Origin of the sequence: Kiloniella sp. (assembly GCF_965205715.1) — a bacterium.
Taxonomy (GTDB): domain Bacteria; phylum Pseudomonadota; class Alphaproteobacteria; order Kiloniellales; family Kiloniellaceae; genus Kiloniella.
On sequence record NZ_CBDBHW010000013.1, the window covers coordinates 285,912 to 298,469 of the forward strand.

The window sequence follows — 12,558 nt, forward strand, 5'->3', positions numbered from 1 at the left end:
CTCAGATTGTGTTTAGGACCAAGCCTAAGAAGTTTGGTTATGAAAAACGATCAGCTATTTCATCATCCTGTTGCCATCCTGTATTCTTCCGAAAACAGTAATTATGCATGTTGAAAAAGGGGATATAAGAGACCATTGAGATCATAATAATAACGAAATACATCGGGATAATTGATGCCAAAAATAATGGGGAGGTTAGGATCTCCATTGGGTTCTCGGACTGCGCCAATGATTCAGCTGAAAAATCAAACAATGTGAACATTCCGCCCAGTATCGAAAATGCCAGTGAAATTAGAATGTTAAAACCGAACATGATGACTATGAAAATTAGGCTCAAAATAAAAAAGGAGATAAAAAGGCGTAACCATTGATTCTTTGTGTGTTCCCAACTGGAGAGGAAGCTGTATGGCTGGCCGAGTGCTGCTGCTGGAAAAACATACGAGAATCTAAGGAATAGCACCGAAATTAATACGGCTAATACAATCGTTATAAGTACAGACAAAATTGCGGGCGTAAAAAACAGTAACGACGATACTGCAAGGTTAAAAATAAGCATGAGTATATTGAGTGCGATGCTCAATAGAAGTCCCTTGCCGAGTATTACTAAATGCCTTGTTTTCAAATTGAAAATTAGGGTCGAGGTAAATGAGGTTTCCCCTTTGTGGAGGAAACGTATCCAAGCGGTGTAAAACTGGATTGAAATTAAACCCGAAATCAAAAAGACCGCAAATATGCTTAATCCCATAGATAGGGTGAAATCAGGTTGTGTTGAACCTTGATTGGCTAGGAACGTAGAGACGTAATTCGAGATATAATAGAAGGCCAGGGCAAAAATTAACGTGAATGATAATGCAGGCAGTACTGTAAATTTGAAGGCAGTTTTTATGTTTGAGAAAAGTGGTGAAAAAGCTTCACTAATTGCTTCTCCAATAGTAATTGAACTCTCTGTTTGGTGTATATCTGATTGTATTGACAAATTATCCCCCTGTAAAAACACTGCAGGTAGCGAGCGTGCAGTGGTGAGGGGCAAAGATATTCAAGTATTAAGGTGGGTTGCAACTATTAATACTAATTTTTGTGCCATATGCATTTTATGCGAACATTTAAAAGCTTAAAAATCGCTCCAGTTAATCTTCCTTTTCTGAACTCTCCGCGTTTGTCCCAGTATGTTTTTGGGTATCTTCATGAGTATCTTCGTCGGCATCTTCATCCGAAATGTCCTCTGCGGGCACCCAGCCTGTGCAGCCTTTAAAGGCAATTGAGAGCATGGAAATTACGGCTGCAGTTGGCAGGTAGGTAAGTGCCAAAAAGACAGCATATATAATCGAAAATGCCCCTAAATTTTCGTTGAAGTAGGCTGCTAGTTGTTCGGCTACGAGTTCAATATTTTCTTCGCTACCTGGTGTCAGAGCGAACTCTGGGAGAAGGCTGTTCCCCACGAGGGCTATGATGAAGAAGATTACGGTAAAGAAGGGGATAGTCAGTAGAAAGAAAGCGCCGAGTAACCTCCAGCCCTGTTTTTCAGTATGCTTCCAGCTATCTTTGAGTGAATATTTTTCTCCAACAGCATTCGCGGGAAGTACAAAAGAAACTCTCGCGATAACATAGAGAGTTGCTATGAAGATGGCCAAGTTTAGGAAAGGTCCAAGGGGAGGCATTGCGGACTGCACTATAGAAATCGGGATGCTGCCGATCAAAGTGATCCCGAAATAAATCGCAAGAAGCAGTATGATATGGAACAAGAAACCCCAGTGGTTTTGGCCCCATGCGGTGATAGATGTCGTTTCTGTTTGCTGCAAATCGAGTAGGGTACGGCGATGCCAGGCTACAGCAAACAGTGTATGGGGAACATAAGATAGAATACCAAACAGCAAGCTTAGAGATGGACTGTCTAATGTTTGAATGGAAAGTGCTGTGATTAGCGCAGACAGAAAGAAGGGGAACAGGGCCATTTGCACCAATGCTGGGAGATTGCCTGTTATGGTCTTCAACGCAATCAGACAAACTGTTTTGATTGGTAAATCTCTAACGGATTGTTCTGGAGGTAAACTTGATACCATAGCCCTGTAGATTCCTAACTCTTAACTTACGCTTCTAATTCTTCGACGATACGACGTGCTGCAGCAACGGGATCATCTGCCCCAGTAATCGGGCGACCAATTACGAGGTAGTCAGCTCCTGCTGCAACAGCGTCTCTTGGTGTCATGATCCGCTTTTGATCTCCCGCAGCAGCCCAGGTGGGGCGAATGCCTGGGACGACCAGTTTAAAGTCTGGCCCACAAGCTTCCCGTAAGAGTTCAATCTCCAAAGAAGAGCAGACAACACCGTCCATCCCGCTTTCTTGGGCGAGCAAGGCCAGTCGTTTGACCTGTTCAGCGGCAGGGCCTTTTTGGCCGACATCATCAAGATCCTGATCATCCAGGCTGGTGAGGACGGTTACGGCGAGAACGATAGGGCGAGGAATGCCAAGATCCTCTGAAGTTTCCCGTGCCGCCTCAACTGCTGCTTGCATCATGGCCTTACCGCCAGAGGCGTGAACATTGACCATAAAGGGGCGCATGTGAAGGGATGAACGAATAGCACCAGCAACGGTGTTGGGGATATCATGAAACTTGAGGTCGACAAAGAGAGGTTCCCCACCAACGGCACCCCTGACGGCATGAGGACCTTGAGCTGTGAAAAGTTCTTTGCCGATTTTAATCCCGCCAACTTCGCCGGATAATAACTGAGCAAGTTCTGTTGCTCGATTAATGTCTGGGGTGTCGATAGGGACAAAAATGCGTTCTTTGGGGGTCATGGTGCCGATCTCCTAGTCAGAGTTGTATCGGAGCCCATTCCTAACAGAGGTGATCGCATTGGTCACCCCTGTTTGTTGAGTTTAATTGTAAACGAGCGAATTAATTATTCAGCTTATCAGAATAGCTGGATTGCTGGTGCTTTTAAACATCCGCAGCAGGTTATCCATTAACCCGCTGATCGACGAGCTGTGCTGCTGCGAGATCCTCGAGGGCGTGACCCACTGATTTAAAATAGGTGATTTCTTCTTCACTGGATCGCCCGATATGTTGTCCACTGGTCAAGTCAAACAAGTCGGCCTTGATATCAGCAAGATCCAGTACGCCTGTGGACAAGGGGATAACAATATCACCGCCTTCTTTGGTCGCGCCGGGACGAGTGTCGACGAATACACTGGAGTACCGGATTGCGTCATCGTCTGCTTCGCGCATATCCGGACGGTAGGCCCCGACAAGATCGAGGTGTTGTCCCGGCTGTAGCCATGCGCCTTTCACAAGGGGTTGTTGGCTCAGGGTTGCGCAGGAAATTATATCGGCCGATATAACAGCGGCTTCCAAGTTTTCTGTGGCTTGCGCAGGGGTGCCGGAAGCGGTGATCTCTTGAGCCAGGGCAATGGCTTTATCCAGGTCACGGCCCCAGATTGTGACTTCCTTTATGGGGCGAACGGCTGAGTGCGCTTGAATAAGGCTGGGAGCGAGGACACCCGTACCAACCATTGTTAGTTTTTGACTGTTGGATCTTGCCAGGTAGGAGGCCGCGAGAGCTGATGCCGCAGCTGTGCGGCGTGCCGTAAGGGCTTTTGCCTCTATAAAGGCTTTGGGTGTCCCGGTTTCACCGTCGAACAAGATATAGATGCCCTGGATTGCGGGGAGGTTCTTCTCACCATTTTCCGGACTCACAGTGACAAGTTTTACACCAACAGCTTTTCCTGATTCCCATGCCGGCATTAAAAGCAGGGTGGACTCTCGACGGCCTCCTGGCTGTTCCATGTCGTGATGGTGTCGCATGGGCACTGTGATGTTGCTTTTAAAGGCTTCTCTCAAAGCATCGACAAGAGAAGGGTAATCTAAAGCTTGAGCCACTTGCTCTGCGGTAATGTTTTGCACGTGAGAATCCTAAGATGAAAACTAAATTTGGATATTGTATACAATAGTAATCTTCAAAAGATGGGCTTGGCAAAAGAATTAATTATTTTGTTAGAATTGGGTTAATTTGATCCGTGGAATAGAAGTAATGCTTGTTATCTTCATTTGCCTGGTTATGCAGAAGTAACGTTTTGCCCACGGGATTGGCTCTTTTCCCGTTCCTTTTGGTTCTCTCCCCGCTCCCAGGCGAGTTCTCGTTGCAGATCGAGAGCCTGCCATTCCGCTTGTCGAGCCTTTTTACGGGTCTTCCCACTTGAGAGCCAGGCAATGAGAGCGCCAATAAAAACGCCCACACCAATAGAAATCAGGATAATAAGATAGAGTGGGTAGTCTAACTGGATACCAAATGGCCATACTTCCAACGTCACGTCATGACGGTTATTAACTGCCAAAACGAGTATGGCCAGCGTTATTGGTGCTGTAAGTACCCAGCTAAAACGTTTCAATTACTCAAACCATCTTTAGTTAAATCGGTGTTATTCAGTATCTACGCCGTTATTTAGGCGTTCCCGGAGCTGTTTACCAGTCTTGAAGAACGGAATGTGTTTCGAATCAACTTCTACAGATTCGCCGGTACGAGGGTTTCTGCCAACTCGGGCATCACGGTGCTTGACGGAAAAAGCTCCAAAGCCACGGAGTTCAACCCGATTGCCCTCTGCCAGCGCATTGGAGATTTCATCAAAGATCGTCGTAACGATTCTTTCGACATCTCGGTGATAGAGGTGTGGGTTTTGCTCTGCGATATGCTGTATGAGCTCTGACTTGGTCATGCCTTACGTCTCCCTGTAGCTGTTTTCCGAGATAATGAAATACCCCTTCAGTTCTCTCGGTGTCCCCGGCTTGTATTTGTAACTTTTTAGGTTTTGTTGCCGTAATTTAAGTCCTGTTCCCCTAAAGGGTGCCAGAGCCCGAAAAATCCGTCAAGTCTAACCCATTAAGAATAAAGCATTTCCGTGTGAAAAGTCGAATATAAAACAAAAAAAGGCCCGGGGAATGAACCCCGGGCCTTCTTTATTAACCGAAAAGATCGGTTTATTTTTTGTCTTCAGCAGCTTTGGAAAGAGCTTCGCCGAGAATATCGCCGAGGCTAGCACCGGAGTCTGTTGAACCGTAATCAGCCATCGCCTGTTTCTCTTCAGCAGCTTCATGCTGTTTAACAGAAAGAGTGATTCTGCGGGATTTTGCATCGATGTTCGTGATACGAGCATCGATTTTTTCGCCCACAGCGAAACGATCAGTACGCTGTTCACTGCGCTCACGAGAAAGCTCAGTTTTACGGATTGTGCCAGTAGCACCATCAGCGATCTGAACTTCAAGAGCGTTATCTGTAACAGAAGTAATAGTACAAGTTACAACAACACCTTTTTTCAGACCTTCAACAGAACCAGCGAATGGATCTGCGCTAAGCTGTTTGATGCCGAGGCTAATGCGTTCTTTATCAACGTCAACGTCGAGAACTTTAACCTTAACCATGTCACCTTTAGTGTATTCTTTAACAGCTTCGTCACCGGAAAGTTCCCAGTTCAGATCTGAAAGGTGAACCATGCCGTCGATTTCGCCTGGAAGACCAACAAACAGACCGAATTCGGTGATGTTTTTGATTTCGCCATCAAGCTCGGATTCGGCAGGGTGGTTAGCCTGGAATGACTCCCAAGGGTTGGAAGAACACTGTTTCAGGCCAAGGCTGATACGACGTTTGGATTCGTCAACATCCAGAACCATAACGGCAACTTCCTGGCTCGTAGAAACGATTTTGCCAGGGTGGATGTTTTTCTTAGTCCAAGACATTTCAGAAACGTGAACCAGACCTTCAATACCAGCTTCGAGCTCAACAAAGGCACCGTAGTCAGTGATATTGGTAACGCGGCCTTCAAGCTTGGCACCAACTGGGTATTTAGCAGCAACGCCATCCCATGGATCGGTTTCAAGCTGTTTCATGCCGAGGCTGATACGCTGTGTTTCTGCGTTGAAGCGGATAACCTGAACGTCGACCTGCTGGCCAATAGTCAGTTTTTCGCTTGGGTGGTTGATACGCTTCCAAGAGATATCGGTAACGTGCAACAGACCGTCAACGCCGCCGAGATCAACGAAGGCACCGTAATCAGTGATGTTTTTAACAACACCCTGAAGAACCTGACCTTCAGTAAGGTTCTGGATCAACTCTGAACGCTGTTCTGCACGTGTCTCTTCGAGAACGGCACGACGTGAAACAACGATGTTGCCACGTGCGCGATCCATTTTCAGGATCTGGAACGGTTGAGCGTTGCCCATCAATGGGGAAACGTCACGTACTGGGCGGATGTCAACCTGGCTGCCTGGCAAGAATGCCACGGCGCCGGAAAGATCAACAGTGAAACCACCTTTAACACGACCAAAGATAACGCCGTTAACGCGCTCGTTGTCGCCAAAGGATTTTTCGAGCTGTGTCCAAGCTTCTTCGCGCTTAGCTTTATCACGGGAGATCATTACGTCCCCGTTTTTGCTTTCCATGCGCTCAAGATAAACTTCAACAGTATCCCCGATTTTCATTTCGGGAGCCTGACCAGCGTCAGCAAATTCTCTAAGTGGAACTCGGCCTTCAGATTTGAGGCCTACATCAATAAGGGCAACGTCGCCTTCGATGGCAACGATTGTACCTTTAAGTACGTTACCTTCAAGACGATCGGATTGACCAAGGGACTCGTCTAGAAGATCGGCAAAGCTTTCAACAGCTGCTTCAGCCATGGTTAATATTTCCTTTCAAAAGGTTCGCACTATTCAGGCCGGCCGGTTTTTCCGGCGGTCTACCCGGGACCATCCCAGGCTAGTCTTGTATACTGTCAGAAAAGTCCAAATACGTGATTAAGAATACTCGTATAAAAGCTTATACAGAAAGACGCTCATCAATGAGTTTCTTTGCTAGTATAAACGCCTTATCAGCATCCATATCACTGGTATCAAGAACTACCGCATCATCAGCCGCTCGAAGAGGAGCTGTGTCACGGTTACGATCTCGCTCATCACGTTCACGCAAGTCTTCCAGTACGCGGGCGTATATAGACTGATCGCCGCGTCCTAGCAACTCTTTATGCCTGCGCTCGGCACGAACTTCCGGAGTTGCCGAAATGAAGAGCTTTATTTTGGCTTCCGGGCAAACAACGGTTCCGATGTCCCGCCCATCCAAAATGGCCCCTAAGTGATTGTTTGGTGGAGCTTTTGCAAAATTACGCTGAAACTCGAGGAGTGATTTGCGCACTTCCTGATTGGCGGCAACAACGGATGCAGCCTGGCCTACTTTTTCGTCGCGGAGATCGTCTCGATCAATATCCCCGGCAGAAAAGCCATCGGCTATCTTTGCCGCAAGTACGGAGTCGTTAGGGTCACTACCCCGTGCTAAAACGAGAGAAGCGACCGCCCGATACAGGGATCCTGTGTCGAGATAAGCAAAGTTAAGCGCCTTGGCCAGACGTCGGGCAAGGGTGCCTTTTCCAGATGCGACAGGGCCATCAATAGCGATTACGGGCAACGTATATTCCTTTAGTACTAATTAGAGCAGGTTGATTAACCAACCTTGGCACCAAGGCCGTTCATCAACTTGGCAAAATCAGGGAAGCTGGTATCAATTGCTTCTGCATCAAGCACCTTTACGGGTTCTTGAGAAGCCATACCCATTACCAGGAAACTCATGGCAATACGGTGATCAAAATGGGTGGTGATGGTGCCGCCGCCTTGTGGCGCAGTACTTGAACCTTCAACGATGAGATAATCATCACCTTCTTCGCATGTTACGCCACAGGCCTTCAGGCCATTGGCAACAGCAGAAAGACGGTCACTTTCTTTAACGCGTAGTTCACCGAGCCCTTCCATGATCGTCTTTCCTTCCGCAAACGAAGCGGCAATGGCGAGGATGGGGTATTCATCAATCATCGACGGTGCGCGATCAGCGGGAACGGTAATGCCTTTAAGGTTACTTGCCCGAACAATAAGGTCTGCAACGGGTTCACCAGCTTCTTCACGCTCATTGGTAAGGGTTATATCTGCACCCATTTCTTTCAGGGTAATATAGATACCATTGCGATGCGGATTCATACCAATGCCGGGAAGCGTTAGTTCTGATCCTGGCTTGATAAGAGCTGCCACAGTTGGAAATGCAGCGGATGAAGGATCTGATGGTACGTACACATCTGCAGCCTTTAGCTCAGGTTGGCCGACAATTGTTGTTTCCCGGCCTTCATCCGTTTGGACGACTCTGACTTCGGCGCCGAAGTGACGCAGCATGAGTTCTGTGTGATCCCTGGTGTGTTCAGTCTCGATAACGGTGGTTTCGCCTGGTGTGTTGAGACCTGCCAAGAGGACACAGGATTTTACCTGGGCGGATGCCATTGGAAGTTTGTATCGAATTGGCAACGGTGTCTCTGCACCTTGAACCAAAAGAGGTAATCTCTGTTCCGAGCGGCAGTGAACCTGAGCGCCCATTTCAGTGATGGGGTTCGCTACACGTCCCATAGGACGCTTGCGCAAGGAAGCATCGCCAGTCAGAAATGTCGTAATGGGGTGACTTCCCAGAATACCCATCAAAAGGCGGGCGGATGTACCTGAATTTCCCATATCCAGCACGTCTTCTGGTTCACACAATCCGCCAATGCCGCGGCCTTCGACATGCCAAACACCGTTTTCATCGCGCTCTACTTTTGCCCCTAGTGCGCGCATGGCCTTTGCGGTTGCGAGAACATCTTCACCTTCGAGCATCCCAAACACACTGGTTTTTCCAATGGCGAGCGCACCAAACATAAGTGAGCGGTGAGAGATAGATTTATCACCGGGAACTTTCACGGTTCCTTTGAGTGCCTCACTTGGGGCGGAGGACAAAGATGTGTCACTGGTCATTTTAAAATCCGTATTCTTGTTTATTCAGATTCGCTCTGTTTATGTACAGAGAATTGAATCCGACGCGCAACACTTTCTAATGTCGCCGCTATATTCCTGTAAGGGATGGTTACGGTTTCTTTTACATAGGAAAAATTGCTTTTACCAGAGTTTGATACAGAGAATAAAAACTAGAAAGGTGAGCGCTTGCACAGATCAATCTGATTTTTTTTGCACAAATTTAAGGCTCTTCTCCGCTTTGTTGAGTAGAAAAAGATGCCGACCGCCAAGTAACCTGTTGATATGTATGGTTTCTGATAACTTTACATAGAGCAGGTATATGACAATCAACATCTCGCAGCATATTTTAGGCCTCAAAGGGCAACGTGTAAATGAAATTAAACTGGATGACGGCGGTGTTAAGATTGTCATTCACTGCAGCCGAGACGCGCGTAGGAGGGCTATAGACCCTGCTACAGGCCAGAAGGGAAGCATCAACCAGCATGTCCGCCGACAAGTAAACGACATCCCCCTTTTTGGGTATCCTTGTGTGGTCGAGATTGAGCTGGCGCAGGTTTATATTAACAAGGGCGAACGCCGCATTGAGGGGTGTGATTTTGTTGATAAAGGGTGCCGTTTCACTCACCGATTTTGCCGACTGATCAGTGGATTATGTCGGCATATGTCTATTCAAGCGGTTTCCAGACATTTGGATATACGATGGGAAACGGTCAAGAATATCGACAGGGCATACCTTATTGAAACTCTCCCTACGCTTGATCCTGCAGAGCTAACTGGCTTGGAATATATTGGTGTAGATGAAGTTGCCCGGGCGAAAGGTCATGACTACATGACGGTGGTCTACGATATGGTTGGCGGTCATCTGATCTGGGTTGAAGCAGGCCGAACTGCCGAGGTTTTTTCAAGGTTTTTGAAACAACTGCAACCAGATACAGCCTGCAAAATAAAGGCCGTAGCGATGGATATGGGGCCTGCCTACCAAAAGGCTGTCAGAGAGTCCTTGCCGTTGGCCGACATAGTATTTGACCGTTTCCACGTCATGAAAAACTACAGCAAAGCTATCCATAATCAGCGTCGACTTGAGTTCAGAAAGGCCGATCCAAGTGGTAAAGAGTTGATGAAAGGGACACATTATCTGTTGCTCAAAAATGCGGATAAGTTGAGTGAAAAACAAAGTGACAAGCTGCAAAGGTTGCTGGAGAGCAATAGCAACCTGAATGCACTTTACGTCTTGAAAGAACAGCTTCAGCTGCTGTGGAGTGCCGCTTCATTTGAGGCGATGGCGGAGCAACTGGAACGTTGGTGCCTGATAGCAGATCAGTCACAGATGCTCTATCTAAAAAAGTTCGCGAAATCCCTACGGAAACATTGTGTGGGCATCTGCAACTACGCCAAACACAAGCTCACAAGCGCCAGGATAGAGGCTGGTAATGTCAGTATAGGAATGATCCGTAAGCGAGCCAGAGGCATCAAGGATACCGAATACTTCAAACTCAAAATTAGACAATCATCCATTCCAGATAATCAATCTATGCTCTATTTGAAATCCTAAATCTACTCAACAAAGCGGAGAAGTGCCAAATTTAAATTGTCATTCACCCTTTATTGACAGTCTGGAGCGATCATGGCATTTGCAGTTTTTTTCGTGATAGTATTCGAAACCATAATTGTATTTGATACAATTTCTGACTGGAGGAGCTGGCTGTGACTAAGCCGGAATGGGGTAGTAAACATACCTGTCAAAGCTGTAAGGCAAAGTATTATGATTTCCTGAAGTCACCTATTACCTGTCCAAAATGTGGCACGGTGTTTGATGCAGGTGCCGGCAAGGACGGTAAGAAAGTAGCCTCGGAATCTAACGTAGTTGAAATGAAAGCTACAGAAATAGATGACGCAGATGATCTTGATAATGTAGCCGAATTTCCGGATGAGGAAGAGTTGGTGCATATCGATGATGCGGACGATGTTGATAATGAAGACGACGAAGATCTTCAGACTGTCAACGCTGGCGCCGGTGGGATGCGCGACGAATAATTACCTTGCTCTAAGCTAAGATAATTTTTTCCTTTGGCGAGTAGATTTTTCTCTTGCCAAGATGGAAAAGACGACATACTTTCCGCCGCATCCGCTATTTTGCGGCGGAATATTGGGGCCATAGCTCAGCTGGGAGAGCGCTTCGCTGGCAGCGAAGAGGTCAGGAGTTCGATCCTCCTTGGCTCCACCATCAAAACCCACTGCCTAAAGCAGTGGGTTTTGTCTTTTCAGGACAAAATTTAAATAAGTGAATCAACTTTCCTCTGGAATGTTTGTGGATGTTTTGTGGTGCTGTTGGCTATTTTATCGCGTAGCATAGCCCCCAAGTGAACGCGATCTGGAGCAAAAATTTGCGATACCTAAGCTTCCCAATTTATATGTTAGCTGCAATTGCCGAAATTGGGGGCTGCTTTGCATTCTGGGCCTGGTTGCGGTTGGACAAGAGCCCCTATTGGCTCGTTCCGGGGATGGCCAGTCTCGCCCTTTTTGCTTTTCTGCTGACAAAAATTGATAGTGATTTCGCCGGACGGGCCTACGCAGCCTATGGCGGGGTTTATATCATGTCGTCTCTCGGTTGGATGTGGCTGGTTGAAGGCAATAAGCCTGACCGATGGGACATGATCGGTACTGCGATCTGTATCGTTGGTGCAATCATAATCCTCTTTGGCCCCAGATCGAATTAATAGGGATTTCGAACTAAAAAACAAGTTTGGGCTTAATTTCAAGCTACGCTGATAAGGCGTTCATTGGATTCATTAACAGTTGTCCGCCATTTACCGCCTCGTGCTGGCGTCACACCTTCAAGCGTTATAATGGTTGAAAGCAGATGTTCTATGAATACTTCGGCTCTTCTCGTGAGTGACTGGCGTGACGGATAGAGCAAATAAATTGGTTTTGATGGTACAGTATAACTTGGCAGAACTTGCTCTAGCTCTCCCTTTTTTAGCTGCTCTTTGACCAAAAGGTAGGGAAATTTTGTATAGCCAATTCCTCTTGCCAAGGCATTGAGAATAACGTCCGGATTGTCGAAAGTATAAGTAGCCTGAATGGCCGTAGTGCTCTCTTGGCCATCTTTAATCAAAACCTGTTCAGGTTTCTTTTTATCATCCCGGTATTGGATCATAGGGAGGCTCGAGAGATCTTCGGGAACTCTTGGGCGACCTTGTTTCTCTAAAAACTCGGGTGAAGCTATGAGAACAAGCTCTAGATCCCCAATTTTTCGGGCAAGCGCATCTGATTTCCCCAAAGACCCAACGCGCACCGCGAGATCAATACGGTCTTTGACCAGATCGGCGAGAAGATCACTAAGTTTGAGGGATATATCGAGCTCTGGATATCTGCTTTGCATATCAAAAACAATCGGCGCGATTAGGCTTTGCCCAATAGCGAGAGGAGCGGTTATGCGAAGCGATCCAGACAAACTGTGATCAAGATTATTCAAATCTTCTTCGAGAGAGTTCACTTGATCGAGTATTTTCTGAGCTCCTTGATAGACTAGGAGTCCTGCTTCTGTCGCCCGTACGCCTCTCGACGTTCGAAAGAGGAGTTCCTTGCGCAGGATGCTTTCCAAAAGTGTAATCTGTTGGCTCACGGCGGGCTGACTTATGCCAAGCTCTTTTGCAGCACCAGAAAGGGATCCCCGATCAATTGCGGTTATGAAAGATTGAAAGAGCTGAAGTCGATCCATCGAGATGCCCGGACATTAAAATCATGGTAT

14 protein-coding genes and 1 tRNA gene are annotated in these 12,558 nt (G+C 47.0%); 4 read left to right on the forward strand and 11 right to left on the reverse strand.

All coding sequences use genetic code 11. The features are described 5' to 3' along the window. Positions 1–37 precede the first annotated feature (37 nt). The 10 genes from ACOGW3_RS12535 to ACOGW3_RS12580 form a co-directional block, all read right to left on the reverse strand. Positions 38–976 carry a hypothetical protein gene (locus ACOGW3_RS12535; RefSeq protein WP_419903281.1) on the reverse strand — a complete coding sequence of 313 codons (939 nt, stop codon included), beginning with the start codon at positions 974–976 and terminating at the stop codon, positions 38–40. Between the two features lie 151 nt (positions 977–1,127). After that, positions 1,128–2,060, reverse strand: coding sequence for a hypothetical protein (locus ACOGW3_RS12540; protein ID WP_419903282.1), 933 nt, complete (start codon positions 2,058–2,060; stop codon positions 1,128–1,130). A gap of 26 nt (positions 2,061–2,086) precedes the next feature. Next, positions 2,087–2,797, reverse strand: coding sequence for an orotidine-5'-phosphate decarboxylase (gene pyrF / locus ACOGW3_RS12545; RefSeq protein WP_419903283.1), 711 nt, complete (start codon positions 2,795–2,797; stop codon positions 2,087–2,089). Between the two features lie 160 nt (positions 2,798–2,957). After that, on the reverse strand, positions 2,958–3,902 hold the full coding sequence (locus ACOGW3_RS12550) for an ornithine cyclodeaminase family protein (protein ID WP_419903284.1): 945 nt from the start codon (positions 3,900–3,902) through the stop codon (positions 2,958–2,960). A 152-nt stretch (positions 3,903–4,054) separates the two neighbouring features. Next, positions 4,055–4,387, reverse strand: a complete 333-nt coding sequence (locus ACOGW3_RS12555; RefSeq protein WP_419903285.1) for a LapA family protein — start codon at positions 4,385–4,387, stop codon at positions 4,055–4,057. Positions 4,388–4,417: 30 nt separating this feature from the next. Further along, a complete protein-coding gene (ihfB, locus tag ACOGW3_RS12560) occupies positions 4,418–4,711 on the reverse strand; it encodes an integration host factor subunit beta (RefSeq protein ID WP_419903286.1) in 294 nt (97 codons plus the stop codon). Between the two features lie 262 nt (positions 4,712–4,973). Beyond that, complete coding sequence (rpsA, locus tag ACOGW3_RS12565) at positions 4,974–6,665, reverse strand: 30S ribosomal protein S1 (protein WP_419903287.1); 1,692 nt, start codon at positions 6,663–6,665, stop codon at positions 4,974–4,976. A 139-nt stretch (positions 6,666–6,804) separates the two neighbouring features. Continuing rightward, a complete protein-coding gene (cmk, locus tag ACOGW3_RS12570; RefSeq protein WP_419903288.1) occupies positions 6,805–7,446 on the reverse strand; it encodes a (d)CMP kinase in 642 nt (213 codons plus the stop codon). 35 nt (positions 7,447–7,481) lie between these two features. After that, positions 7,482–8,807, reverse strand: a complete 1,326-nt coding sequence (gene aroA / locus ACOGW3_RS12575) for a 3-phosphoshikimate 1-carboxyvinyltransferase (RefSeq protein ID WP_419903289.1) — start codon at positions 8,805–8,807, stop codon at positions 7,482–7,484. Between the two features lie 195 nt (positions 8,808–9,002). Continuing rightward, positions 9,003–9,140 (reverse strand): hypothetical protein, encoded by a 138-nt coding sequence (locus tag ACOGW3_RS12580; protein WP_419903290.1) that lies wholly within the window; start codon positions 9,138–9,140, stop codon positions 9,003–9,005. On the opposite strand from ACOGW3_RS12580, the gene ACOGW3_RS12585 reads away from it, so the two are divergent. From ACOGW3_RS12585 to ACOGW3_RS12600, 4 genes are all read left to right on the forward strand, one after another. After that, the gene (locus ACOGW3_RS12585) at positions 9,127–10,359 is read left to right on the forward strand and encodes an ISL3 family transposase (protein WP_419901077.1); all 1,233 of its coding nucleotides are present in this window, start codon (positions 9,127–9,129) and stop codon (positions 10,357–10,359) included. The genes ACOGW3_RS12580 and ACOGW3_RS12585 overlap by 14 nt on opposite strands. 152 nt (positions 10,360–10,511) lie before the next feature. Further along, the gene (locus ACOGW3_RS12590) at positions 10,512–10,841 is read left to right on the forward strand and encodes a TIGR02300 family protein (RefSeq protein ID WP_419903291.1); all 330 of its coding nucleotides are present in this window, start codon (positions 10,512–10,514) and stop codon (positions 10,839–10,841) included. A 114-nt stretch (positions 10,842–10,955) separates the two neighbouring features. Then, positions 10,956–11,031 (forward strand) — tRNA-Ala (locus ACOGW3_RS12595). Between the two features lie 187 nt (positions 11,032–11,218). Then, positions 11,219–11,524, forward strand: coding sequence for a YnfA family protein (locus ACOGW3_RS12600; RefSeq protein WP_419904051.1), 306 nt, complete (start codon positions 11,219–11,221; stop codon positions 11,522–11,524). 38 nt (positions 11,525–11,562) lie between these two features. Here ACOGW3_RS12600 and ACOGW3_RS12605 read toward each other — a convergent pair whose 3' ends face one another. Further along, the gene (locus ACOGW3_RS12605) at positions 11,563–12,528 is read right to left on the reverse strand and encodes a LysR substrate-binding domain-containing protein (protein ID WP_419903292.1); all 966 of its coding nucleotides are present in this window, start codon (positions 12,526–12,528) and stop codon (positions 11,563–11,565) included. Positions 12,529–12,558: the final 30 nt, after the last annotated feature.

Bases quoted from the DNA above. Each gene is read 5' to 3' on its own strand.
- ACOGW3_RS12580 (WP_419903290.1), bottom strand. From the start codon at position 9,140: ATGTTGATTGTCATATACCTGCTCTATGTAAAGTTATCAGAAACCATA.
- ACOGW3_RS12600 (WP_419904051.1), top strand. From the start codon at position 11,219: ATGTTAGCTGCAATTGCCGAAATTGGGGGCTGCTTTGCATTCTGGGCC.
- ACOGW3_RS12585 (WP_419901077.1), top strand. From the start codon at position 9,127: ATGACAATCAACATCTCGCAGCATATTTTAGGCCTCAAAGGGCAACGT.
- ihfB (WP_419903286.1), bottom strand. From the start codon at position 4,711: ATGACCAAGTCAGAGCTCATACAGCATATCGCAGAGCAAAACCCACAC.
- pyrF (WP_419903283.1), bottom strand. From the start codon at position 2,797: ATGACCCCCAAAGAACGCATTTTTGTCCCTATCGACACCCCAGACATT.
- ACOGW3_RS12540 (WP_419903282.1), bottom strand. From the start codon at position 2,060: ATGGTATCAAGTTTACCTCCAGAACAATCCGTTAGAGATTTACCAATC.
- aroA (WP_419903289.1), bottom strand. From the start codon at position 8,807: ATGACCAGTGACACATCTTTGTCCTCCGCCCCAAGTGAGGCACTCAAA.
- ACOGW3_RS12605 (WP_419903292.1), bottom strand. From the start codon at position 12,528: ATGGATCGACTTCAGCTCTTTCAATCTTTCATAACCGCAATTGATCGG.
- rpsA (WP_419903287.1), bottom strand. From the start codon at position 6,665: ATGGCTGAAGCAGCTGTTGAAAGCTTTGCCGATCTTCTAGACGAGTCC.